Genomic DNA, 25,404 nt, shown 5'->3' on the forward strand with positions numbered 1-25,404 from the left:
GGGAGATAGTTAACCATATCAATGACAGGAGTTGAAGGAATATGAGTAAAATTCAAGTATTTTCCGAAATAAAAAAACTTAACACAGTCTTAGTACATAGACCAGGTAAGGAGTTAGAAAACTTAACACCGAACACCTTAGAAAGATTATTGTTTGATGACACACCATTCTTAAAAGTTGCTCAAAAAGAGCATGACGAGTTTGTTGCTAAAATGAAAGCAAATAAGATTCAAGTTTTATATATTGAAAACTTAGTAGCTGAAGCTTTAGACCAAAATCCCAAACTTAAGGACGAGTTCATCGACACTTTCATAAAAGAAGCTAAGATTGAGGGTAAATGAATTGATAAATATAAAAACTATATATGCCAAATGAGCAATATAGATATGGTTAACGAGATGATTGCAGGTACTCTAAAAATTGATTTAGAACCAACAGATAAAAGCGATTATCCATTTATTTCCGACCCACTACCAAACGTACTATTTCAAAGGGACCCATTTGCATCTGTTGGTAATGGTGTTGTTTTGAACAGAATGTGAAGCGAAACAAGGAATAGAGAAACAATATTTCCGCAATTTGTGTTTAAAAATCACAAAGATTATGCCGATAAAGTTCCTTTATTTTACGAAAGACAAAATGAGTTTAGTATAGAAGGTGGAGACGTCCTTGTTTTAAATGAAGAATCATTGATCATTGGTGTTTCCCAAAGAACTTCAATGGAAGCAATTGAATTACTTTCTAAAAAATTATTTAAAGAAGGATCATATAAAAAAATATTAGTTTTAGAACTACCAAAATCAAGAAGTTTTATGCATCTTGACACTGTTTTTACAAATGTTGATTATGACAAATTTATTGTTCACCCAATCATTTTTGATGACCCAGGAGCTTTCAAAATTTATGAAGTTACTGAATGCGGAACAAAAACTGTCTCAAAATCTCTTATTGAGGTTCTTGAGGAACTTATCGGTAAACCACCAATTTTAATTAAATGTGGTGGTGATAACCCGGTTGCAGCTGATAGAGAACAATGAAACGATGGTACAAATGTTCTAACAATTGCACCAGGAAAGGTAATTGCTTATGACAGAAACTGGGTAACAATAAATCTACTCGAAAAAGCAGGAGTAGAAGTTATTTTAATACCAAGTAGCGAACTTTCTCGTGGTAGAGGTGGGCCAAGATGTATGACAATGCCACTTCATAGAGATAAATAAGGAAGGATATATAATGCTTAATTTAAAAGGAAAGAGTTTAATAACACTTTTAGATTTTTCTCCAAGAGAGATTGAATACCTTTTGGATCTTGCAAGAGATTTAAAAAGAGCGAAATACGCTGGGAATGAAATACCTAAGTTAACAGGAAAAAATGTGGTCTTACTATTTCAAAAAGATAGTACGAGAACTAGGTGTGCATTCGAAGTTGCTGCATTGGACCAAGGAGCTCATGTAACTTATTTAGGTAGTGCTGGTTCACAAATGGGTAAAAAGGAGTCAATTCAAGATACAGCTAGAGTGTTAGGAAGAATGTATGATGCCATTGAATTTAGAGGGTTTAAAAACAGTGATGTAGAAGCACTGAGAGATTATTCTGGTGTACCTGTTTTCAATGGTTTAACAGATAAGTATCATCCAACACAAATTTTAGCTGATTTTATGACTATCATTGAAAAATTTGGTACCCTAAAAGGTAAAAAACTTGTTTTTTGCGGGGATGCAAGAAATAACGTAGCTAACTCACTAATGATTGGTTGCGCTAAAATGGGTATGCACTTTGTTGCAGCGGCACCTAAGGAATTGTGACCAGACAAAGAGCTTGTTAAACGCTGTCAAGAGATATGTGTAGAGACAGGTGCTAAAATCGAGTTTGAAGCTGACCCAATGAAAGCTGTCGATAAAGCAGATGTTTTTTATACTGATGTGTGAGTCTCTATGGGTGAACCCGATGAGGTTTGAGAAGAGAGAATTAAATTGTTGAGCCCATATCAAGTTAAAAGCGAGATGTTTAAAAATACAAATAAAGATGCTATATTCTTACATTGTCTTCCTGCATTTCACGATCTGAACACAGAAATTGGTCAAAAAGTTTTTGATAAGTTTGGTCTTACCGAGATGGAAGTAACAAATGAAGTATTTGAATCAAAAAGATCATTAGTTTTCGAAGAGGCAGAGAATAGAATTCATTCTATTAAAGCCATAATGGTAGCTATGATTGGCTTATAGATAATAAACCTTCAAAAAATTAAGGGTTTATTAAGAGGTTAAATATGGACGAAATTAATACCAAAAAAAGAAAACGAAAGTTCAGGATGCCCACTGCATTTACTATATTATTTTTTATAATATTGTTTATAGTAGTTCTTTCTTGAATATTAGGGGGTGCCGGACTTTCATATGATAAGGTACTTGAAAATGGAGATGTTGAAAAAACTAAACTGGTAGCAGTTGGGGTTTTAGATGTCTTTTATTCAGTGATGAAAGGTTTTGTAAACAAAGCCGAAGTAATAATATTCATATTAGCATTAGGTGGTTTTATTCTTGTCTTAATGGAATCAAAAGCATTAGATGCATTCACACAAAGTTTAGCTAAAAAGTTTAGTAAAAACTCAATTTGGTTGATTCCAATACTAATGACTTTCTTTAGTTTTTGTGGGTCTACTTATGGAATGGCAGAAGAGTCTTTAGGATTTTATATGATACTAATACCTTTAATGTTATCAACTGGATTTGATAAATTTACGGGATTAATGATAGTACTTTTTGGAGCTGGAACAGGAGTTTTAGCTTCTACAGTTAACCCGTTTGTTATTGCATTGGCAGAATCATCAGGTAATTTAAAATCAGGAGATGGTATGGCATTTCGTTGAATCTCTTGAATAGTATTTACAGCTGTTGGTGTTGGTTATGTAATGTGATATGCTAGCAGAGTTAAAAAAAATCCACAAAAGTCAGTGACTTTTTCAACTTATGAAGGGGACAAAGTTTTTTTCCTAGGAGAAAAACAAGAAGAAGTTCCATTTAACTGAAAAAGAATCCTTTCCCTGGTTGTATTTGCTATAACATTTATACTTATGGTTCTTTATCTTGTAGGATGGGACAGTCTTATAAAAGGTGCTGATGCTAAAGGTGCGGGGGATTGAATGAATAAACATATTCCTTGATTAACCGCATTAATACCTGGATTTGGTTCGGGTTATTTAGTTGAGGTTGCAACTTTCTTCTTAATTGCGGCATTATTTATAGGATTTCTAAATTGAAGAGGTGAAAAAGACTTTGTAGAAAGATACATTGACGGAACAAAAGACCTTTTAGGTGTTTGTTTGATCATAGCAACTGCTGCTGGTGTTGGTGTAATTTTAGAAGCTACTCAAATGAATGGTTTCATAATTAAAACTTTAAGTGATGGTATGGGTGGAATGAATAAATCAGGATTTGTTATTGTTTCCTTCTTAATTTTCCTGCCACTTTCATTCTTAATTCCGTCAACTTCCGGATTTGCAGCAGCAATCTTTCCAATATGAGGTCCTTTAGCAACAAGTGTTGGAGCAGGTTCTGGATCAATTCTAGCATTTTCATTTGCTAGTGGGGTTCTTAATCTATTTACTCCGACTTCCGGAGTTGTTATGGGGTCTCTTGGTATAGCTAGAATAGATTATGGTAAGTTCATAAAAGGTTCTTGAATATATATTGCACTAACAGCTGGTTTATCAATAATAATGTTAGGTTTGGGGTCATTGCTTCCTGCCGGAACAATATTCTAAAGGGGTAATTATGCAAAAAATAGTTGTAGCAGTTGGTGGTAATGCCTTAGGCAATAGCCCACAAGAACAAAAAGAAATAGTGAAACTTACAGCAAAAAATATAGTAAATATGTATGAAAAAGGAAATAAAATAGTGATAGTTCATGGTAATGGTCCACAGGTTGGAATGATAAATTTAGCCTTTGATTCTGCTCATAAAGTTTTGGATTCATCTCCTATGGTTGATTTTCCAGAATGTGGTAGTATGAGTCAAGGTTATATTGGTTATCATCTACAGAACGCAATCGTAAATGAATTGAAAATTAGAAAGTTAAAAGGAGAAGTTGCAACAATAATAACCCAGACAGTAGTCGATAAAAAAGATGTTGCATTTGACTACCCAAGTAAACCAATAGGAAATTTTTACTCAGAAAGCGAAGCCGCACATTTACAAGTTGAAAACAAATGAACAATGAAAGAAGATGCTGGTAGAGGATGACGTAGGGTTGTACCGTCACCAAAACCAATTGACATATTGGAAAAAACTTGTATATCCAATTTTTTAGATAATAATATTATTACCATTGCTGCTGGAGGTGGTGGGATACCTGTAATTGAGCAAGATGATCGATATCTTGGTATTCCTGCTGTTATTGATAAAGACTTTGCGGCTGCCAAAATAGCTGAAATAATAGATGCTGATAAGTTAATTATTCTAACAGCTGTTGATAATGTGATGATTAATTTCGGAAAAGAAGACCAAGAAGTATTATTCAAGACACCGTTGGCAATAGCAAAAGACTTAGTTGAACAAAAACACTTCGCTGCTGGTAGTATGCTACCAAAAGTTGAGGCAGCATTATCTTTTGTTGAAAGAACAAAAAAAGATGCTATTATTGGGTCACTTGAAAAGGCGAACCAAGTTATCGAAGGAACTAGTGGAACAACATTCACTATATAAAAAAATAGACACAAGCGTGTCTATTTTTATTACTATTTAAGATTAAAGATAAATTATATTTAATTAAGTCAATAAAACAGGCAATTTAATAAGGTATAATTTACTGTGTATCCAAAGTGAATTTAGTGTAAAAATATATACTGAGAAGGGAAGATAAACTATGAGCATTATTGTAAAAGAAATTGAAAGTATTTTCAAAGATATCATAAGTAATAATAATCTTGAGGGAGAAGTTTTAATTGAAAGACCAAGAGAAGGAAGTAACGGAGATTTTTCATCTAATTTTGCAATGATTAACTCAAAGTTAAACAACTCAAACCCAATAGAATTAGCTAATAAAATTACCACTGAATTATCTAAAAATAAAATATTTGATAAAGTTGAAGTCGCTGGCCCAGGATTTATCAATATGACTATTAATGAAAAAATTACATTTAAGGTTTTAAATGCCATAAATAAAGAAAAAGAAGCTTTTGGTTCTTCTGAAAGAAAAAATTTCAAGTACAACTTAGAATTAGTTTCTGCAAACCCGACAGGATATTTACATGTTGGTCATGCAAGAAATGGTGCAATAGGAGACTCAGTTGCACGAATATTAAGATTTGCTGGTTATGATGTTGAAACAGAATACTATACAAATGATGCGGGGAATCAAATAAATGTGTCTGCAGTAACATTGTTTTACCACTATAAATTGTTGTTAGGACAAAATATTGAAAAACCAGAAGAGATGTATGGTGGGGATATGTATATCGAAGTAGCAAAAGCTTTTTTAGAAAAGCACGGAGATAAATTTAAAGATTTAACTTTCAAGGATAATAAGATTTCTGATCCTGAAACACATGAGTTATTTAAAAAAGAATCGATCGAAATTTTTATGCGTGAAATTAAAAAACAACTTATTCAGTTTGGTGTAGAAATTCAATTGTATACGAGTGAAGCTGAAATGTACTCAAGTAATGGAATTGAACATGTTCTAAGTATATACAAAGAAAAAGGAAAGACTTATGAACTTGACGGAGCTTTATGATTAAAAACCACTGAGTATGGCGATGATAAAGATAGAGTTTTAGTCAAATCTAATGGTGACTACACATATATAACACCTGATCTTGCATGTCATCAAGTAAGAATAGAAAGATCGGGTGCTGATAAGTACGTTAACTTTTGGGGTGGTGACCATCATGGTTATATTTCAAGAATGAATGCTGGTCTATCACTTTTAGGAAACAAAAAAGACATATTAAGCATCGATATGATCCAAATGGTTAGATTGATGAAAGATGGTCAGGAATACAAAATGTCTAAAAGAAAAGGGACAGCGGTTTGGCTAATAGATCTGATTGAAATGGTTGGTAAAGATGCAGTAAGATATATGTTGCTTTCTAAAACACCTTCAAGTCATATGGATTTTGACCTAGATGTTGCTGTTCAAAAAAATGCTACTAACCCTGTATATTATGCACAGTATGCAACAGCAAGATGTAACAAAATAATTACTAAGGCAGCTGATATGGGTCTGGATATCAATGAATTAGACACTGAACTTGAAATAAATGATAAAGAAAAACAGTTGATAATTTTAATGGATTCTTTCAATAGAATTGTCGAATACTCTGCTTCTTCAAGATTACCCAATATAATATGTGAGTTTATTCAAAATTTATCAAAAAAATTCCACTCATATTATGGAGATACTAAGATTTTTGATGAGAATAATCTTGCTCTATCTAAGCAAAAAGTATTTTTAATAAAATGTATTTTACAAGTCTTGAGCAATGCATTTAATTTAATTGGTATAGAAGTTATCAAAGAAATGTAGTTTAAAAAAACCTGTAATAACTATTTAAAATAAAAAATACAAGATTTAATTGTCAATCTTGTATTTTTTATTGTTCTATTGTTTAAATTAGCACAGTAAATTTTATATGACTAATTAATATACTATTTCTTACACTTTATTCACTAAAAAAATGATTTATTGCTGTATTTCAACTTAAAGATAATCTATAAAGATTTGTAACTTTTTTATAATCTACAAAATTTTTTAAATTTAATATAAATATTTTAATAATATATCTAAAAATGTATTATAATTATTTTGGTTTAAAAGAAGAAGCACGCAGCTCACCGTCACTTTCAGGAAGCGGTAAAACTTATTTATTATTTTAAGTGAAGAAATAAATAATTTATAGTGTGCTCCTAATCTTTTAAGGCACACTTTTTTTTGGAGGAAGAATGGCAGACAATAGAAATGTGAAAACAGAATTTGTAAATCGTGAAATTAGAGCGAAACAAATTCTTATTATAAATGAAGATGGTTCAAGGGTTGGACCTATTAATAAGTTTGAGGCTTTGAAAATCGCTGAAGAAAAAGGACTTGATCTACTTCAAGTTGGTAATCAAGATAATGTAACAGCAATTGCTAAAATATTAGATTACGGTAAATTCAAATATGAACAAAAAAGAAAAACTAGAGAAAATAAAAAAAATCAAGTTAAAGTCGAAAATAAAGAAATTAGATTAACAGTTGGTATAGGTGATCATGATATTGACACCAAGGCCAGAAAAGCAAGAGAATTTTTACTAGCTGGTGACAGAGTAAAAATCTCACTCAAATTTAAGGGAAGAGAAATCGCATACCAAGATTTTGGTAAAGAAACCCTAAAGAAATTTTTTTCAAAAATAGAAGACATCGCAAAAATCGAAAGAGAGCCGAAACTAAATATTCGTTTCTTAGATATGTATGTAGTGCCTAAAAAAGGTTAAATATAGGAGGGAAATAGTTATGCCTAAAATGAAAACAAAAAGCTCTTTGGCTAAAAGAGTAAAGAAAACAGCAAGTGGAAAGCTTAAAAGAGGTCAAGCTTATAGATCTCACTTAGCACAAAATAAAACAACAAAACAAAAAAGACATCTTAAAAAAGCTCAATTTGTTTCAGCAGGAGACATGAAACGTCTAAAAGGACTATTACAAAACTAAAAGGTAGGTAAGAAAATATGGCAAGAATTAAATTTGGAAAAGTAACTAGAGCTAGAAGAAAACGTTGAATCAAAAGAGCTAAAGGTTACTATGGTACAAAAAAAGCAAATTATAAGAAAGCACACGAACAAGTAGTTCGTTCAATGCATTATGCGTTCGTTGGACGTAAACTAAGAAAACGTGATTTCAGAAAATTATGAATTATACGTATTAATGCTGCTGTTAGACCATTAGGATTAAGTTACTCAAAATTCATTAATGGACTAAAATTGGCAGGTATCGACATGAATAGAAAAATGTTATCAGAATTAGCTATTCACGAACCAAAACAGTTTGAACTTATTGTTGACGCTTCAAAAAAAGCTTTAAACGAAAAAAAATAGTTGTTTTAAAAGCCTTTTTACAAGGCTTTTTATTTTATAGAAAAGAGGTAAATTATGGCCACCTTAAAGGAAGATCACACAATTGAATTCACTAAAGAAGATATTGAGAGTGCTTGAAATAACGCACCGAAATTAATAAATAAAGATGAAAACGAAATGAGATTATGTTTTATATGTAAATTTCATATGATTAAAGAGAACTTCAACAATACTGAATACGGATACTTCGGATGAATCATTGAACTTGTTGACCTTAAAAAGATGTCGCTAGAACAAAAAAACTTTATTGCAATTCATCCATTTTGTAGAGATTATCGTCCTAAACAAAATTGTTCGAAAATATTAAAGAAAGTTAATTATTTGTTATGAAAGTTCAACGAAGAAGAATATGAGAGTTAATCATTTTCAACTATTTTATAATATTATAGTTAAGAGGAGAGTAAGTTATGGCTAAAGATTTAAATAATGTAGTTAAAATCACATCAGTTGATAAAGGAGATTTTTCACCTATTTTAAATGCCCTTGATAGTGGTAAAACTATTTTATTAGCGGTAAAAAAAGGTGAACTAACTTCAAGCTCATTAGAAAATGGACGTATAGAACTTTTAAACGCTTATTGCGAATTTAAAGAAACATCAGAAATTTGCGGAATCTGTGGATGTGGTGAGACAGCAGATACGTTGATATATATTTGAAGATAAAAAATCCGCAAGTGTTTATATAAGCAAGAAAACCTCGATAAAGTTTCGCTCATACTAATTAAATTTTAATTTATGTGCTTTGATATGTGTACAATTATTTCATTGTACAAGAACAAAAGTATAGAGCATCTTATAAATGATAATAGCTTTTACAAAGTATTTTTGTATCATAAATATAATTCGTGAAATACATAGATAAGTTTCTTGTTATTTATTGTATTTGTTTTTGCATTATACTTTTTAAGTTTATTTTAAAATACTTTGTTTTTTTGACCTTATTCATTTTAGAAAAAATCATTTGAACTTATTCAAATGATTTTTTTAAACTTATTGTTATCATTTTTATTATAAAATAATTTTAGAGAACTTAGAATGGAATCTACTTATGAATCATAATCCTAGCGAAGAACAAAAAGCCATAATAGAAAATCTCAAAAATCACTATAACATTACCGTTGAAGCTGTTGCAGGAAGCGGAAAAACAACTACTTGTTTGTTGATTGCCAAATCTTTCAAAGAGAAAGAAGTCTTGATCTTAACGTATAATAAACGATTAGCTGATGAAACAAAGGAAAAAATAAACTTATGAAATCTAAAAAATGTTAAGGTAAGAACATTTCACTCTTTTATGGGTTATTGATTTAACACTCTTTGTGATGATGACTTAAAATTGGCTAAAATTAAATCTGATAGTAAACCTATTCGAACTGATGGTGAAAAAAGCGATATTATAATCTTGGATGAAGTTCAGGATATGACACCATTAATTTATGAACCTTTGATGAAAATTTTGAAAACAAAATTTTCTCATTCATTAATTTGTGTTTTAGGAGACTCAAAGCAATCAATTTATGGGTTTAAAAACTCAAACCCTAATTTTTTGATTAATGCCGAATATGCATTCAAAGAAATAAATGATTATGAATGGAAAGAAATGAGTTTAAGTGAAAGCTTTAGAATCACTAAAGAGTGTGCAAATTTTATAAACGAAGTGTATTACAATGAGAAAATAATAAACTCAAATAAAAAAATCGATGGAAGTTTCAATTATCTTGTAACAAATGCTTTTGACACTAACTCTCTTTATAATTATTTAAAACCTATCTTTGATAAATACAACGATGAAGATATTTTTATTTTGTCTAACTCGGTTAAATCATCTAGGAATCCTTTGGGAAACTTTGCAACCTTCCTATCGAATAAAGGGCATTTGATTTATAAACCTTTTAGTGATGAAGAAAATATAGTAGATAATGAATTGATGAACAAAATTGTTTTTTCATCAATTCATCAAGCAAAAGGAAGGGAAAGAAAAGTAGCGATAATATTTGATTTTGATAATAGCTATTTTTCTCATTATGATAAATATTCAGATCACAAGAAACCAACTAATTTACATTATGTAGCTCTAACTCGGAGTTCAGAAAAAACGATAGTCATCAATCACTTTTCAAATCAAGCTTTCAAGTTCCTAAATTTTAATAATTTGAAAGAATATATACAATATAACATTTCTGAACAAGACAAAGAAACTTGAAACAAAAATAATAACCTAGAATTTGAACCATCATTCAAGAATGATGTTACGGAAAAAAGTGTGTCTACTCTTCTTAGTTTTTTACCAATTGAACATTTCAATAAGGAGTTAGAAAAATTTGATATTAAAAAAATTAAATATAATACTAGATACTCTTTAGAACATATTCCGAACTCAAAAAAATTTGTACAAAATAATAAAGAATATTACGAAAACTTAACCGTATTTAACGGGGTATATTTTCCTTTGTATTATGTATATAAAGTTAAAAAGTTAGACAATATAATCAATAATATCAAATCAATAGTAAACTCCGCTCACTCGGAATTGCCAAAATTTGACTTTTTAAAAGAGAAAAAAGAGTGGATAATGCAAGTAATCGAAGAATATGAAAAAAAGAAAATTAATATTTTAAAACTAGTATTGCTGATGTTTGCAATAGATAACCAAGATTTCTCTAGACTAAATCAAATTCAAGAAATTGATTGAATCTCGAAAAAAGATAATCAAACTGCTATGAAAATCTTTAAAGGGTTATTGAGTAATAAATGTGAGTTTGAATATAATATAAGTCTAAAACATAAAGATGGTATTACTTATTCAGGTCGAATAGATTGTGTTGATTACCAAAATAAAACTATATGAGAGTTTAAATTCATTGAAGAAATTTTACCAATTCATAGGTTGCAACTAATTTTATATAAAACAATCATTTATTTAGATGAGCAGTTAAGAGAAAAATTCAAAGATTTTAAATATTGTTTATTTAACTTGAAAAAAAGCGAAATTGAATATATTAACTACATTGAACCCAAGTTAGTAAGTTTATTTAACAAGATAATAAAAATACAAAAAAATAAAAATAGTTTAAACAATAAGCAGGATGATTTTGAAATTTATATAAATGAAGTAATCTCAAGATTACAAACAAAAGTTTTTCATAAACTAGTTAATAAAAAAACTCGTTTTGATATAAACCTCTCTTTCAGTAAACAATTTAAAAATCATAAAGAACTTATGAAAGAAATGATAAAAACGAGTGAAGATAAATATGTAATTATAGATTTTGAAACAGTCAATAATATGTACGGTGTTATACAATTTGCAATGATAGTCGTTGAAAACGGTAAAATAGTAAAAAGTTTTAACGAATGGTTGAAACCCAGTCCTTGATGGTTTGATGAGTTTATTATAAACTCAGTTAGAGATGAAGAAAACCAGTTATCTATTGAGGAAATTCAAGAATGGTCGCTACAGTTTAAAGATAAGTTAACTTTAAAACAATATTTTAAAAATATTAAGGATTATTTTAATGGAGACTATGTGGTATATGCACATAATGCAGCTTTTGATGTCTCATCAGTTATAAAAAACCAACTTCGTATCAATAAAGATTTCATATTTGTTTGCACAGTACAATTATTTAAGAAACTATTGCCAAACTTAGAAAATCATAAACTGAATACAATTGCAAATCATTTTAATATTAAATTCAATCATCATGATGCCTATGCTGACGTGATGGTTATTTATGATATATTACAAGCAAATTCAGTAAGTATGAAAGAGTGAACTATGTTAGCAATTGAAAGAGGTATGAAACTAAGGGTTTACTTGAAAGAAACGGTTTTTTTAAATGTAAACGGTCATTTAAAATACTTTCAAGATAAGTGTATTAAAAATAAAAAAAGAATAACAAAAACATAATTTTAATTATTATTTTAAACTTTCAAACAAAAAACTATCGAAATCTCGATAGTTTTTTTATTATGCTCATTATCATAAAATTATTATATTTAAAGAAATACTAATTATTTTCTTTTGTAACTTAACCCAACAAGGTTTAACACCTTATTCATTTTTCTACTTGCAATTGAAGTTGCTTTTTGAGCACCTTGTTCCAGTCATTCTTCCACTTCTTTAGAGTTAAGCAATTGTTTGTACCTGTCTTGTATATTTTTAAGTAAATCAACAACAACAGAAGTAACTTCGTTTTTCAATACACCATAATCTTTGCCTTTAAAATAGTTTTCTGTTTCTTCAATATCTTTATTTGTTAAAGATGAATATATTGTCAAAAGATTACTTACTCCGGGTTTATTTTCTGGGTCATAACGGATGATATTCTCAGAGTCAGTCACAGCTGATTTAATCTTGTTTTTAACAACTTCCAAATCATCTAACAAAGCAATATAACTTTTAGGGTTTGTGCTTGATTTAGACATTTTTTTAGTTGGATCCTGTAAATCCATTATTTTGGAACCTATTTTTGGCGTATATTCACCAGGTAATGTAAACATTTCTCCAAACTTGTTATTCATTCTTTCGGCAATGTTTCTTGTTAACTCAATATGCTGTTTTTGATCTTTACCAACTGGAACTAGTTCTGCATCATAAAGCAATATATCAGCAGCCATCAATGTTGGATATGTCAACAAACCTGTTGGAACAAACTCTGTACCATTATCTGATTTGACCTTAGAAGCTTTATCCTTGAATTGTGTCATTCTTTGTAGTTCTCCTAATGTTGTATTACAAGTCAATATTCAACCTAATTGAGTGTGTTCAAGGACATCACTTTGCAAAAATATTGTTGATTTTTCAGGATCCATACCGCAAGCAAAATAAAGCGCCACCATACTTTTAATATTATTTCTTAATGTCGCTTTGTCAATCGGTGTAGTAATACCGTGTAAATTAGCAACAAATACAAACATTTCAAACTCTTCTTGAAGATCTACAAAATTCTTCATAGCACCTATATAATTTCCTAATGTCATTTGACCGGTTGTGGTTATACCAGATATCATTCTTTTTTTATTCATTTTAATACTCCTTAAAGTTTTACATAACTAATTATACAATTTATTTATTTTTATAAAATAAATAAGTAAAATTAATGGAAAGGGCGGTATTTATGTTCAAATTCAATGTTGTTAAAAATGATTATGATTCTACTATAAAACTAAGTAAGGAACTTATCGAAAAGTTATACCTTAAAGGTTGAGTCTTAGAAGAATCAAACCCTAATTTCGTTTTTGTAATCGGGGGTGATGGTACCTTTTTGAAAGCTGTTGCCAAATATCAAAATCAATTACAGAAAACAAAGTTTATACCCTTTAAATTAGGGGGTATTGGTTTTTATACCAACAAAAATAGAGTTGATGACTTTGAACAAATACTGGAAATGATTGAGGAAGAAACTTATAGTATTTATGAATATGAAGTTTTAGAAATCAAAAACGGTCAGAATCGTTTCTATGCAACGAATGAGATAAAAATATTAAATGAGCGAACAGCACTTTATATAGATATTTTTATCAATAACGATTATTTAGAAACCTTTCATGGAACAGGTCTTGTAATATCTACTTCAAATGGAAGTACAGGGTATATAAAATCAACGGGTGGAGCTGTAATTTTACCTAAAAATCAAATGTTATATCAATTACAAGAACTTGTCCCTATAAGCACCAATAAATTCAGAACACTCAATTCTCCAATAATATTAAACAACAGTTATAAGCTTAATTTGAAATTAGAGAGTATCAATGAACTTTTGATATGCGATACTCAAGTCATAAAGTTAATCGACAAACAAATCTCGATTAAAGTAAGTGATATTAAAGTAAGTGTAATCAGCCACCAATGTGAAAAAGAACAAAGTGAAATCAAAGTTCTAAGAGATATATTTATTAAAGATAAGGAAAAAGTGATTTAATGGATCTTACAACAATTCTGATAACATTTACTTTTATAATATTAGCCTTAATGCTATTTACTTATTTATCAATTGCTAAAAGAATCAACATCAAATTTAAAAAAAATAAATTAATAAATATCGAAACAGCATTCACTTATCCAAACATAATAAAATATCTGGGTGGAATAGAAAATATTGAAGAAATTGATGATAATAACAAAATAAAACTGGTAAGTACTTCCCTAGTTAATCTTAAGAGTCTTAAAAAGCTAGGATTAAAAGTTAGCATTGAAGATGATAAAGTATCCTTATTTATAAAAGGCTTCGATCTTAGTAATTTTTATAGAAGATTAAAAAAGGATTTGGCAAATCAAATTTAATATATAACTTCATTATTAGATTACTATCTAATGATGAAGTTTTTTATTTTTTAAAAATTTTCATATACCTATAGATACCACCATCAAGGTAATCGGCGTCATACCCTTTTTCTCTTAAAAATTGTGCTGCCTGAGAGCTTCTGTTACCAGCATTACAAACAGTTATAATTTTCTTATTCTCGTGATTTTTTAAGATTTCTTCATAATTACTATGTAAATAATTCATCTCATAATTAACGGCTCAATCTAATTTAGCGAGTGTTTTCACTTCTAAAACCGTTCTTACATCTATTGTTAGAACTTGGTCCTTTATTTCATTGTAATCAGTTACATTTATTCCCATACTTAACTCCTTAGTTACTACTTATTATTATAATTCAATAAATGAACAATATGTATAGTCTCGCTGCTTAATGTTTATATACTCAAAATTAAATTAAAAATGAAGATTTTCTCTACTAAAATTTGTTTTAATTGAACAAATAAAAGCTAATATGAATATCAATTGATTCTTCCACTTATTTCTTTTAGCATATCTAAAAAACTTATAGTACTATTATTCATAAATTGATATAATAAATAAGTTGATTAACATATAAAAGGAGATATAAAATGAATAAAGAAAGTAAATTAGCAAAAATTGCCTACATATTGATGATTGTGAGTACAGTATTATCATCATTTTTCATTATACCTTTGGCATGAATGATTCCAATGACATTAGCTGTTAAAAAAAGGGTAAACGAATATTCAGATTCACTTGTTTTAGGAATTTGTTGTTTACTATTTACTGGAACATTTGGGTTCGTATCTGGTATACTGCTACTTGTTAACAAACAAGAAAGTTATGACGAAATTGATAATACAAGTGTTGAGCAAAATGTTAACTAGGTTTGAATTAAGCTATAAAATATTAGAATCTAGTTGAGATGAGAAATAAATGAAAAAATATTATTGAAGTTTTGGCATAAGTGCATCTGTTCTTAGTATTGCTATGAGTATAGTAAGCTTTTCGATGGCCTTATTATTCACAATTGAATTATTAAATGAAGGTTTTATTTTAATACCGTTAATTTATATTCTGTGTTCATTCTTCATGATATTTTTTTCTATTTCATGTCTTGTTTTGATCAGTTTTGTAAATAAACAAAATAACATATTAATTGGGTCTAAATTACTTATTGCTATTAATATTATTTGATTCTTTCTATATTTATATTTAATTATATTTAATTCTATTTTTAAAGCCGCGTTTATGATCAACTTGTTTCTATTAATCGTAGTTTTTATTATGGTTACTTTTTCAATTTTGTTTATTATTAAAACAATAAAACATAAAGGGTATGTGATCTTTACCAATAAATATAAAGAAAAATATAATACATACAATGAGAAAATTAACACCGCATACAAATTAATGTTAGCGGGAACAATCATTAACTCGTTTTTAATATTACCCTTAGCATGATTGATACCTATGACATTGAAGACTAAGAAACTTATCTATGTATATGATGAAAGTACCGCTTTAGGGTTATGCAGTATGATTTTTGGAAATATATTTAATTTCATAGCAGGACTTTTTATATTAAATAATAAACCATCTGATTACAAATTGTTGAATAACAAATCATCGCAAGCAATAAAAAATAAGAATGGGTTGGTCTATATAAATGTATTTGAAAAACAATAAAAATATTGTAGTATTTAGCAACCAAATACTAAATAAATTCGGACATATGAAAAATCCACATAGTTTTTTTGGTTTTAATAGTATTTATGATGCAACTTACATTTACCACTTTTTTGAAGTGATCTAGAAAGTGTTATAAAATTATTTTTTTTAAATACTTATTAGTGAGTTTGAATAAATTTTACCGAATTTGTAAAGATTCAATATCATACATCTTAAATAAAGATGTTTTTTTTATTTCTTATGAATGCACTTTTCTTGACTAAGAAATGTGCAAAATATGCAGGATTTTTCTTTAAAATATTATAAAATTAAATTAACGATTTAAAATATTATTTGCTTAAAGAAATACTAATAATAGAGAAATTTTAAAAATATTCACAAAAAAGTAAATATAACCTATAATTAGAGAGTTGAATTATCTGTTTGTAATCATGAACTTTTATAGAATGATTACATTATCTATAATAAAAAAATCAAATTTTATAATTTGCAAGTAAGGAGAAAATTTATGGCAGAAATAAAATTCTTGGCACTTGGTGGTCAAGACGAAAGAGGAAAAAATATTTTCATAGTTAGTGTTGATGATGATTTATTCGTTTTCGATGCAGGTATCAAATTCCCAGAAAGAAGTATATTAGGTATTGATGTTGTAATACCAAGTTTTGATTATCTAAAAGCTAACTCAAAAAGAATCAAGGGGATATTTTTATCAAACCCAAGCAGTAATAATGCAGGATCAATAAGTTATATTTTAAGAGATATTGATGTTCCTGTTTATTGCAATGAGCTAACAACAACAATATTAAAATATCGTAATCTTAAATACAGAATTAAAAATAGAGAAAATAACTTCAAAATAATCAAAGATAAAGAAATAATAAAGTTTGGTAAGAACAGTATCGAAGTTTTTAGAGCCACTGCAAGCTTCCCTGAGTCTTTTTGTTTCGCATTACATACAGAGGATGGAACAATTGTTTATGCAGGGGATTACATAATGGATGGTAATGAACAATCTTGATTCTCTACTGATATGAACCACTTATCTAAGATTTCAGAAAAAGGAGTCCTAGCTTTCATAAGTGATTCAGAATTTGCTTCAAGAATTGGATATACTGTTCCTAATCATAGAATTGAAAAATACATTACAACTCCGATGAAGGATATGAAACACAGAATAGTTTTAGGGATATTTGAAGAGGATGTATTTAAACTTTTTGAAATTATAAGACAGGCAAAAGAGCAAGGAAGAAAAATGGCCATATATGGCAAAACTTTAGTGAAAGTTGTTGAATCAAAAATCATTCAAGATTCATTGGGAATTTCTAAAAATGACATTATTTCTTTAGAAGAATATGCTAAATCTGAAGATGGTATCCTTATTTTAACAGGAGCCGGTGACTTATTATATTCAAGAATGGCGAAAATAGCTGCAGGAAACGACGACATTATAGAGTTTTCTGAAAAAGATGTAATAATATTAGCAACTCCACCAGCAGCTGGTGTTGAAAAAAGACATGCAGAGATATTAGATGAATTAGCAAGAACTAATGCAAAATTGATTGCCTTAAGTGATAAAAATATTTGATCTATGAGAGCAAGTTACGAGGATATCAAACTTATGACAAGGATAATGAACCCAAAAAGTTTTATTCCTATAAAAGGTTTGTACAAAGACTTTTTATGTGCTGAAAAAGCGGCACAAGAAGCAGGTATTAAACCTGAAAATATCCAACTAATAAACAATGGACAAGTACTTAAAATTAACAAAAATGGAAAATTAATAGTTAGTTCAGAAGTAGTTAAAACTAGCGATGTTTACGTTGATGGTATTGGAGTCGGGGATATTGGTGCTGTTGTTTTAAACGAAAGAAAACAATTAGCAACTGATGGAGCAGTTATCATCGGGGCTAATTTGGATGACAAAACTAAAGAATTAGTCTCTTTAATAGATATTCAAATGAGGGGTGTTATTTATATACAAGATGACAACCCTATATTCAAACTTCTACAAAAACAAATTATTGATATATTTGATAAACACCGAGAGGCTATGAAAATAAACCCAAACTCATACGATATGTCCTTAATTAAAAAGGAAATAATATCTCGTACCCGCTCAACTTTAAAACAAGACACAGGGAAGCAACCAATTGTTTTAGTAATAGTAAACGAAATCAATACAGGTTCTTTCTATGAACCAAGAAGAAGAGCAACCAGTTTTAACACAAGGGTTGTTAATACAAATAAAACAGTCGCTGGTAACTCAAATGATAGTACTGACTAATGATTTCACTCTAATATTTTTTTAGTGTTTTAAAAAGAATTTTACTTTAATTAAACTTATAATATAAGTGTTAAAGGGGAATAAAATAATGAAAAAATTAAGAATAGTGTTAGGTGTGTTCGGAGCCTCAGTAACAAGTTCATCTCTTGTGGTATCTTGTAGTAAAAAAACTGATGAATTTTGGAAAGAAGATTACAGTAAGCTCACTGAAAAAGAAAAAACGGATTTGATTATTTCTTTAAATAAAGAAATTGAGACTTTCAAGGAATGATTGGATGACGAAAGTTCTAAGAATAATCCACCAAAAGAAGGTAATCCGTTGATCAATTCAGATAATGTCTACAAAACTTTAGTATTTCTGGATGCTATGTATAAAATATCGCTAATTCCAGGAGCAAAAGATATTTGTACGGAGAATAAAATAGAAAATTGAAGGCCACAAGACTCCGATGATGACGAGGTCGAGACAATAAAGATTATTGTAGAGAGAGTAAGCCAAGAAAGCATTATTATAAGCAAAGAAGCTGCTTTTGAGGTTCGAGAACACACTAAAAACTGAGTTTATAAAAAAAACGTATATTAAATAAAGTTATCTTTTGATAACTTTATTCTTTTTTTACTTGAAAACTTATAACTTATCCTTTAATTATGTTAGAATTTTTTAAATATATTCTATTTTCATTTATATTAAAAATAGAGACTAAATTATATTAAAATGATAAATATAAGGGCAAATAAACAAAGGAGTTTTTATGAATAATTATAATGGTTTTCCGGGCGTACCAAATGATAATGATAGAACTAAAGCATTCACTGTTCATAAAAAACAAAGAAGGTCTGACTCTATTGGGTGGATTCTAACAGCTTTAATCTTATTTTTCTTGAATATAATGTCACTAGGTAGGATAACAATAGTTGGTCAATTATTAGATGATATAATTTTTACTTTGCCATTTGGTTGGTTTAAGTATTTTTTATACTTGCTATTTTTCATAGTGGTTTTTGCCGTGTATTTTGGTATAAAGTTTAAACCAAAAAAAAGATTTTTGGCAATGATATTCCTTACTTGAATAATGTTTTGTTGAATATTTACCTCAGTTTTATTTATATGCGCTTATCACATAAATAATCCTGGCCTAGTTATTGAACATTATTGAAGCAAAAGTATTCTTCAAGACTCTATCAAATCATATTTAGCAACTTGAAAGCTACACTCATTTTTTGGTAATGCAGAAGGTAGTTTACTTTGGTCAAGTCCAACAAGTTATTTTACCACTTGAGCTGGGGGTGGATTAATAGGGGCAACTTTGGCAGGAATTTTTTCATATACAACAATATATGGTTCTTTAATAGTGGCAACTTTCTTCTTCTTTCTTAATATGATGTGAATTTTTACAGGAAATCCTTTTTATTTCTTTAAACCTAAGCATAAAAGAGTGTTTAAAAGGTTAAGAATTCTTTCATTAAGGGGAAAGAATAATAATTCAAAGGCAAAAGTTAAAACTAAAAAAGGTATTTTTAATATTATAAGTATTGATGAAGAAATCAATCTGAATGATGTTGATATAATTTCTTCTATTAAGGACTCTGATATAACGATTGAATTACCAAGTTTTAGAAAAGAAATGACATCAGAAATTTATCAACAACCAGACGAAAAGTTTTACAGTTCAAATCTGGATATAGAAGTGCCTAAAATTAATAATCCTATCAACTTTGATGATCACAAGTATATGAAAAGAGATGAACCAATTTATGCACGCGGGGTTAAAGGGTATAGAAAAGTTGTCACTGAAAATCATGATAACGTTGAGAGTGATATAAATAGTCAAAAGGCTCCAACTCAAGTTACTAATGAGTTTGATTTTGAGAAGCAATTTTTACCAAGACGTAAACCAAAAGAAAATTTTGATTACACAATACCATTAGAGTCAAAATATGGTAACGTGTCAACTGAGGAAGCTAGACAAAAGTTTAGCAAAGAGACTTCAATTACCCCACACGGTGCTAACGGTCATACAAAAGAAATAATAAAAGAATTAGTTAAAAAACCAGTTAATAAAGAAGGACCTAGTCAAATTTCACTAGAAGACTTTATAAATAGTAGTATCGAAGAAAAAGAGAAAAAAAATAACTCTCTATACAGTATTGATGACTATACTTCTCCTATGGAAGATATTTTTACTAAGTCAATCATTAACCCTGGTAATAGTTTTGTTAACAGATCAAATAATAATCAAACAATTGAAATAAATTCAAACAAAGCGGTTGATAAAGAAATATTTGTAAATGCTGGTTATAGTTTACCAAAAACAGAATTATTAAATCCAGATACAAACACTCAAAATGAGTTGCTTGAGATTAGAGAGAAAGCTAAACTAAAAGCCAAGGCTATTAATGATACGTTCGCACAGTTTGGTGTAAAAGCAACTGTTAACAATATGAATATTGGTCCAAGTGTTACGAAGTTTGAGGTTTTACCAGGAGTAGGTACAAAAGTAAACAGTATTACAAGTTTAGAAAATGACCTAAAATTAGCATTAGCTAATCAAAATGTTAGAATTGAAGCTCCAATTCAAGGTAAGGCAGCAGTTGGTATCGAGGTACCGAACGATAAAGCAGCCATTGTCCCATTTAGAAGCGTAATTGAAAATGTTCCTTTGAAAAATATGAACTCAAAGTTACTTTTTGCAATTGGAAAAAACGTAAGTGGAGAAATGTTATTTGGAGAGCTTGATAAAATGCCCCACTTATTAGTTGCTGGTTCAACAGGTAGTGGTAAATCAGTTATGATAAATGGTATTATTTCTTCTATATTAATGAGATCTAAACCACACGAAGTAAGGTTTCTAATGATAGACCCTAAAAAAGTAGAATTATCAATTTATTCTTCAATACCTCATTTATTGGCACCAGTTATAAGTGATATGAATCTCGCAAATAGTGCCTTAAAAAAAGTAATAAATGAAATGGAAAGAAGATATGCTCTATTCACAAGTAACAGTGTCAAGAACATTGAAGGTTATAATTCTAAAATGTCAGCACCTTCAAGAAGATTACCGTACTATGTAATAATTATCGATGAGTTGGCTGATTTAATGATGACAGCTAACAAAAAAGATGTTGAGGACTCTATCATGAGACTTACTCAAATGGCAAGAGCAGCAGGTATACATTTAATTGTAGCTACTCAAAGACCATCAACAGATGTCTTGACAGGGGTAATAAAATCAAATATCCCAGCAAGAATTGCTTTCTCTGTTGCTAGTTCAATCGACTCTAGAACAATACTAGATTCTGGTGGAGCAGAAAAACTGATTGGGAGAGGTGATTTACTTTATGTGCCACCAGGAAGTTCATCTTTAATAAGGGCACAAGGTTCATTTATTAGCGATGAAGAAATAGAGAAATTAGTTTATCATTGTTCAAATCAACAACCTCAAATATTTGATGAAGAGTTTATGATTGAAGAAAACGAATATAACGAATATGGTGGTGGTTCCTCTTCTCAAAGAGATCCAATGTTTGATGAAATAAGGTCTTATGTTGTTAGAGAACAAAAAGCTTCAACCAGTTTGTTGCAAAGGAAATTCTCTATAGGATATAATAGAGCTGCCAAAATAATTGATGAACTTGAAGAATATGGTGTAATTGGCCCTCAAAACGGTTCAAAATCACGAGAAGTTTATGTAAAAAATGAAGAATTATAAAAAAACACATTAGCAATGTGTTTTTTTAATGGTATAAAATATAATATTGAAAGAGGTAACAATATGAAACTTGCATCACAATTAAAGACAATTCCAGAAAAACCAGGTTGTTATCTATACTTCAATAAAGACGATAAAGTCATTTATGTCGGAAAAGCTAAAAACTTAAAAAAAAGAGTGAACTCCTATTTTAATAAGGCACATAATTTTAAGACAACTAAGCTAGTTCGTGAGATTTTTAAACTTGAAACTATAATAACAGATAATGAGAAGGAGTCTCTTCTTTTAGAACAAAATTTAATAAAAAAATATAAACCAAGATTTAATATCGTATTAAATGATGATAAAAGTTATCCTTATATTGCAATAACAAATGAAAAAGACCCGATGTATTTGTATACACGTAATTATGATAGAAAAAACAAGATCTCTTTTGGTCCATTACCAGATGGGACAAGTGCTAGAAATATCATGAGAACATTAGAAAGAATTTATCCATTGCGTAGATGTAAAGGTAATTTAAATAAACCTTGTATACATTATCATATAAACCAATGCAGTGGTGCTTGCTTTAAAGAAGTAGATAAAGACTACTATGATAAACAAATTAAACTAGTTCAAGATTTCTTTGACGGAAAGTCAACTGATGTCAAAGAGAAATTACAACAAAAAATGTTTTTAGCTTCAGAAAACCTTCAGTTTGAAGAGGCTCAGAGAATCAAAGAAATAATAAGACATATGGAATTTACACTTATACAACAAAGTGTTGATTTAAATGACAATCTTAATAGAGATGTATTCAATTATTTTGAGTATGATAATTATATTTGCTTTACAGTTTTATTTTATCGCGGTGGAAAATTAGCCCTTAAGGATCAAGATATATTCAAATACGAAGGCCAAAACATTTTCGAAATGATGAAAAGTTTTGTGATGCAAATTTATGCAAAAAATATATTATCAGACTACATTATCCTACCTTCTGAAATAGAGTTGGATGATCTTAAACAATTATTTGGAAACAAGGTACTTGATGAAAATGACACTATATCTAAAAAACTTTTAGATCTAGCTAAAAAGAATGCTCAAGAATTTTTATATCAAAAAATTAATTATAGTGATCAAAATGTTTTAACAAAAGATGAATTGTTAACAGAATTGCAAAACACTTTAAACCTACCCAAATTCCCATCTCATATAGAAATGTACGACGTAGCAAATATTCTAGATGAGTTCGTAACTGGTGCAATGGTTGTTTTCAAACAAGGTGTTCCAAGTAAGAATGATTTTAGAAAATACAATATTGATATTGAACACCCTGACGATTATCACAGAATGCAAAATATGATAGAACGTAGATACTCTAAGGATAAAGATGATCATGGTAAGTGAGCAGACTTAATAATTATGGATGGGGGTATTATTCAAGTAAACGCAGCAAGAGAAACACTTAATAAACTTGGTATCAACATACCTATAATTGGTCTTGTTAAAAATGACCACCATAAAACAGAATATATTTTCAACCACGATAATCAGAAAATTTATCTTGAAAAAAATACACAATTATTTAAAATGTTAGAAAGTTTTCAAATGAGAGTGCATAATTTTGCAATCTCTGGATTTAGAAAAAGACAATCCAATAACCTATTGAAGGATGATTTGGTTGCTAATGTAAAAGGTCTAGGTCCAACAACTGCTAAAAAGCTTTATGAAAGTTTTCTGACTTTGAAAAATATTAAGGCTGCTAGTTTTGATGAATTATTAGCGATTATAAAAAATAAACAAACAACAAAAAACTTATTTGAATATTTAGGTAAGGAAGAAGCAAATGAAAAATAATAAAGACAAATCAAAACTTAAGACATCTAAGAATGATGTTATTGTTTTTGAAAAAATAAAAGTACCTTTTTGAAAAGTTGAAGACTTAAAAGATATAACAAAGATGGCAATTCCTATCTTTGTGCAATTATTATTCAATATAATCATTGCCCAAATAAATTTAATAGCTATAAATTGATATGATGGTGGTGTTTACTCTGAAGCTGTTTCAAAAGCAGTGTTAAGTTATAATACGTTACAGTTCATTCCAAGTTTAATCTCGACAGGAACAATCGTAGTAGCAGGTAATTTGATTGGTCAAGGCAGAAAAGACGAAGTTTCTAGAGTAGTGGTATCTGGACTAATAGTAAATTTAATGATAACTTCAATAATTTTTGTTTTTATTGAATCATTTGCAGAGCAAATTGTGAAATTAATGGAAGCAAAAGACACTCCTATAATAGGTGCTAACACATATGAAAAAAGTGAATTACACTTTGTATCAAAATATTATCGCTTTTTGAACATAAATTTAGTGTTGTTATCAGTAACCCAAGTATTTGTAGCTGGCCTTCAATCTATGAAGAAAAGCTTACACGTTACTATTGGTGCGATACTAGCAAATGTGATTGATTTGATAGTAGTAATGGTGATTCTATATGCTACTAATGTCAACCCCGTTTATAGTGCGCTTTCATTAACTGTAACTGGGATTTTTCAATCTATATATATGATGTTTATGAATTTTAAGTTTATAGATTTTAAAATTAATAAGAAAAAACAATTAAGCTGAAAATACTCAGTTGAAACTATTAAAACTGGTTTACCAATAACAATCGAAATGGGTGTTTGAAATTTATGTAACTTTGCGACAGGAATCGCAATAGCTAAACTATCAACAAATGCACCAATCAGTAATGAATTTTCATGATTAGTGTTGCATCGTGACGCGAATAATATCGGACAATATTCTGCCGCTTTTATACAAGCTATGGGAACGGTTACATCAGTGTTTGTAGCCAGAAAAATTGGTGCAAATGATCGACAAGGAGCTTATGAAACTGGTATAAATTGTTGAAAGGCAGCTATTTATGCCACAATAATATCTAATATTGTGATGATTTGTCTATCGTGGCCGATGTTAAAACTACTAAATACACCAACCGAATATATTTGACCTTGAGGAATTACATTACTTTTAATATTCTCTGTAAAACTTTTAGTTGATACTGTAAATATGACTTTATTAAGAGCTTTGTGAAGTGCTGGTGATTTATGATATCCAATAATAATATCATTTATAACTATGGGTATTGGTATGGTTGCTATACCATTTACCATTGTCTATGCTTTTAATGCTGTTGGTGGATTTGGATTAATATTTGTTTATTTAGGAATAATTGTAGACCCTCTAACAAGGTCTATAATTTACATAATAAGATGATTAAAAGGAAAATGACAAAATTATATACATATTATTGATTAAAAAATGTATAATATCA

At 29.1% G+C, this 25,404-nt stretch carries 22 protein-coding genes; 20 read left to right on the top strand and 2 right to left on the bottom strand.

The window, feature by feature from the left end:
- The first annotated feature begins 41 nt into the window (after positions 1 to 41).
- From SAPIS_RS01195 to SAPIS_RS01245, 11 genes are all read left to right on the top strand, one after another.
- Positions 42 to 1,220, top strand: a complete 1,179-nt coding sequence (locus SAPIS_RS01195) for an arginine deiminase (RefSeq protein WP_023789006.1) — start codon at positions 42 to 44, stop codon at positions 1,218 to 1,220.
- 10 nt (positions 1,221 to 1,230) lie between these two features.
- On the top strand, positions 1,231 to 2,226 hold the full coding sequence (gene argF, locus SAPIS_RS01200; RefSeq protein ID WP_041612670.1) for an ornithine carbamoyltransferase: 996 nt from the start codon (positions 1,231 to 1,233) through the stop codon (positions 2,224 to 2,226).
- A 44-nt stretch (positions 2,227 to 2,270) separates the two neighbouring features.
- Positions 2,271 to 3,764 carry a YfcC family protein gene (locus tag SAPIS_RS01205; protein WP_023789008.1) on the top strand — a complete coding sequence of 498 codons (1,494 nt, stop codon included), beginning with the start codon at positions 2,271 to 2,273 and terminating at the stop codon, positions 3,762 to 3,764.
- A gap of 10 nt (positions 3,765 to 3,774) precedes the next feature.
- Entirely contained in the window at positions 3,775 to 4,704 is a 930-nt protein-coding gene (gene arcC / locus SAPIS_RS01210) for a carbamate kinase (protein ID WP_023789009.1), read from the top strand.
- A gap of 160 nt (positions 4,705 to 4,864) precedes the next feature.
- Entirely contained in the window at positions 4,865 to 6,526 is a 1,662-nt protein-coding gene (argS, locus tag SAPIS_RS01215; RefSeq protein ID WP_023789010.1) for an arginine--tRNA ligase, read from the top strand.
- Between the two features lie 416 nt (positions 6,527 to 6,942).
- Positions 6,943 to 7,473, top strand: a complete 531-nt coding sequence (gene infC, locus SAPIS_RS01220) for a translation initiation factor IF-3 (RefSeq protein ID WP_023789011.1) — start codon at positions 6,943 to 6,945, stop codon at positions 7,471 to 7,473.
- Positions 7,474 to 7,492: 19 nt separating this feature from the next.
- Positions 7,493 to 7,687, top strand: coding sequence for a 50S ribosomal protein L35 (gene rpmI, locus SAPIS_RS01225; RefSeq protein ID WP_023789012.1), 195 nt, complete (start codon positions 7,493 to 7,495; stop codon positions 7,685 to 7,687).
- Positions 7,688 to 7,704: 17 nt separating this feature from the next.
- Positions 7,705 to 8,070 (top strand): 50S ribosomal protein L20, encoded by a 366-nt coding sequence (gene rplT, locus SAPIS_RS01230; RefSeq protein ID WP_023789013.1) that lies wholly within the window; start codon positions 7,705 to 7,707, stop codon positions 8,068 to 8,070.
- Positions 8,071 to 8,124: 54 nt separating this feature from the next.
- Complete coding sequence (locus tag SAPIS_RS01235) at positions 8,125 to 8,469, top strand: hypothetical protein (protein WP_023789014.1); 345 nt, start codon at positions 8,125 to 8,127, stop codon at positions 8,467 to 8,469.
- A 47-nt stretch (positions 8,470 to 8,516) separates the two neighbouring features.
- Positions 8,517 to 8,771, top strand: a complete 255-nt coding sequence (locus SAPIS_RS01240) for a hypothetical protein (protein WP_023789015.1) — start codon at positions 8,517 to 8,519, stop codon at positions 8,769 to 8,771.
- 385 nt (positions 8,772 to 9,156) lie between these two features.
- A complete protein-coding gene (locus tag SAPIS_RS01245; RefSeq protein WP_023789016.1) occupies positions 9,157 to 12,015 on the top strand; it encodes a UvrD-helicase domain-containing protein in 2,859 nt (952 codons plus the stop codon).
- Positions 12,016 to 12,119: 104 nt separating this feature from the next.
- On the opposite strand, the gene trpS is transcribed toward SAPIS_RS01245, so the two are convergent.
- Positions 12,120 to 13,133, bottom strand: coding sequence for a tryptophan--tRNA ligase (gene trpS, locus SAPIS_RS01250; RefSeq protein WP_023789017.1), 1,014 nt, complete (start codon positions 13,131 to 13,133; stop codon positions 12,120 to 12,122).
- Between the two features lie 92 nt (positions 13,134 to 13,225).
- Between trpS and SAPIS_RS01255 the strand changes: the two genes are divergently transcribed.
- Together SAPIS_RS01255 and SAPIS_RS01260 are read left to right on the top strand one after the other, a co-directional pair.
- On the top strand, positions 13,226 to 14,029 hold the full coding sequence (locus SAPIS_RS01255) for an NAD(+)/NADH kinase (RefSeq protein ID WP_023789018.1): 804 nt from the start codon (positions 13,226 to 13,228) through the stop codon (positions 14,027 to 14,029).
- Positions 14,029 to 14,391 (top strand): hypothetical protein, encoded by a 363-nt coding sequence (locus tag SAPIS_RS01260; protein ID WP_023789019.1) that lies wholly within the window; start codon positions 14,029 to 14,031, stop codon positions 14,389 to 14,391. The genes SAPIS_RS01255 and SAPIS_RS01260 overlap by 1 nt, the downstream gene beginning before the upstream one ends.
- A gap of 43 nt (positions 14,392 to 14,434) precedes the next feature.
- Here SAPIS_RS01260 and SAPIS_RS01265 read toward each other — a convergent pair whose 3' ends face one another.
- Positions 14,435 to 14,734 (bottom strand): rhodanese-like domain-containing protein, encoded by a 300-nt coding sequence (locus tag SAPIS_RS01265; RefSeq protein WP_023789020.1) that lies wholly within the window; start codon positions 14,732 to 14,734, stop codon positions 14,435 to 14,437.
- 269 nt (positions 14,735 to 15,003) lie between these two features.
- Here SAPIS_RS01265 and SAPIS_RS01270 point away from each other — a divergent pair, with 269 nt between their 5' ends.
- From SAPIS_RS01270 to SAPIS_RS01300, 7 genes are all read left to right on the top strand, one after another.
- A complete protein-coding gene (locus SAPIS_RS01270) occupies positions 15,004 to 15,282 on the top strand; it encodes a hypothetical protein (RefSeq protein WP_023789021.1) in 279 nt (92 codons plus the stop codon).
- A 49-nt stretch (positions 15,283 to 15,331) separates the two neighbouring features.
- Positions 15,332 to 16,084: a hypothetical protein gene (locus tag SAPIS_RS01275; protein ID WP_023789022.1), complete on the top strand. Its 753-nt coding sequence runs from the start codon at positions 15,332 to 15,334 to the stop codon at positions 16,082 to 16,084.
- A gap of 511 nt (positions 16,085 to 16,595) precedes the next feature.
- Positions 16,596 to 18,371: a ribonuclease J gene (locus tag SAPIS_RS01280; RefSeq protein WP_023789023.1), complete on the top strand. Its 1,776-nt coding sequence runs from the start codon at positions 16,596 to 16,598 to the stop codon at positions 18,369 to 18,371.
- 88 nt (positions 18,372 to 18,459) lie between these two features.
- Positions 18,460 to 18,954: a hypothetical protein gene (locus tag SAPIS_RS01285; protein WP_023789024.1), complete on the top strand. Its 495-nt coding sequence runs from the start codon at positions 18,460 to 18,462 to the stop codon at positions 18,952 to 18,954.
- A gap of 169 nt (positions 18,955 to 19,123) precedes the next feature.
- On the top strand, positions 19,124 to 22,081 hold the full coding sequence (locus SAPIS_RS01290; protein WP_023789025.1) for a DNA translocase FtsK: 2,958 nt from the start codon (positions 19,124 to 19,126) through the stop codon (positions 22,079 to 22,081).
- Between the two features lie 63 nt (positions 22,082 to 22,144).
- Entirely contained in the window at positions 22,145 to 23,923 is a 1,779-nt protein-coding gene (gene uvrC, locus SAPIS_RS01295) for an excinuclease ABC subunit UvrC (protein WP_023789026.1), read from the top strand.
- Positions 23,913 to 25,388, top strand: coding sequence for an MATE family efflux transporter (locus SAPIS_RS01300; RefSeq protein WP_023789027.1), 1,476 nt, complete (start codon positions 23,913 to 23,915; stop codon positions 25,386 to 25,388). The genes uvrC and SAPIS_RS01300 overlap by 11 nt, the downstream gene beginning before the upstream one ends.
- The last annotated feature ends 16 nt before the right edge of the window (positions 25,389 to 25,404 follow it).

This window comes from Spiroplasma apis B31 (assembly GCF_000500935.1).
In the GTDB taxonomy this organism is placed as follows: Bacteria; Bacillota_I; Bacilli_A; order Mycoplasmatales; family Mycoplasmataceae; genus Spiroplasma_A; species Spiroplasma_A apis.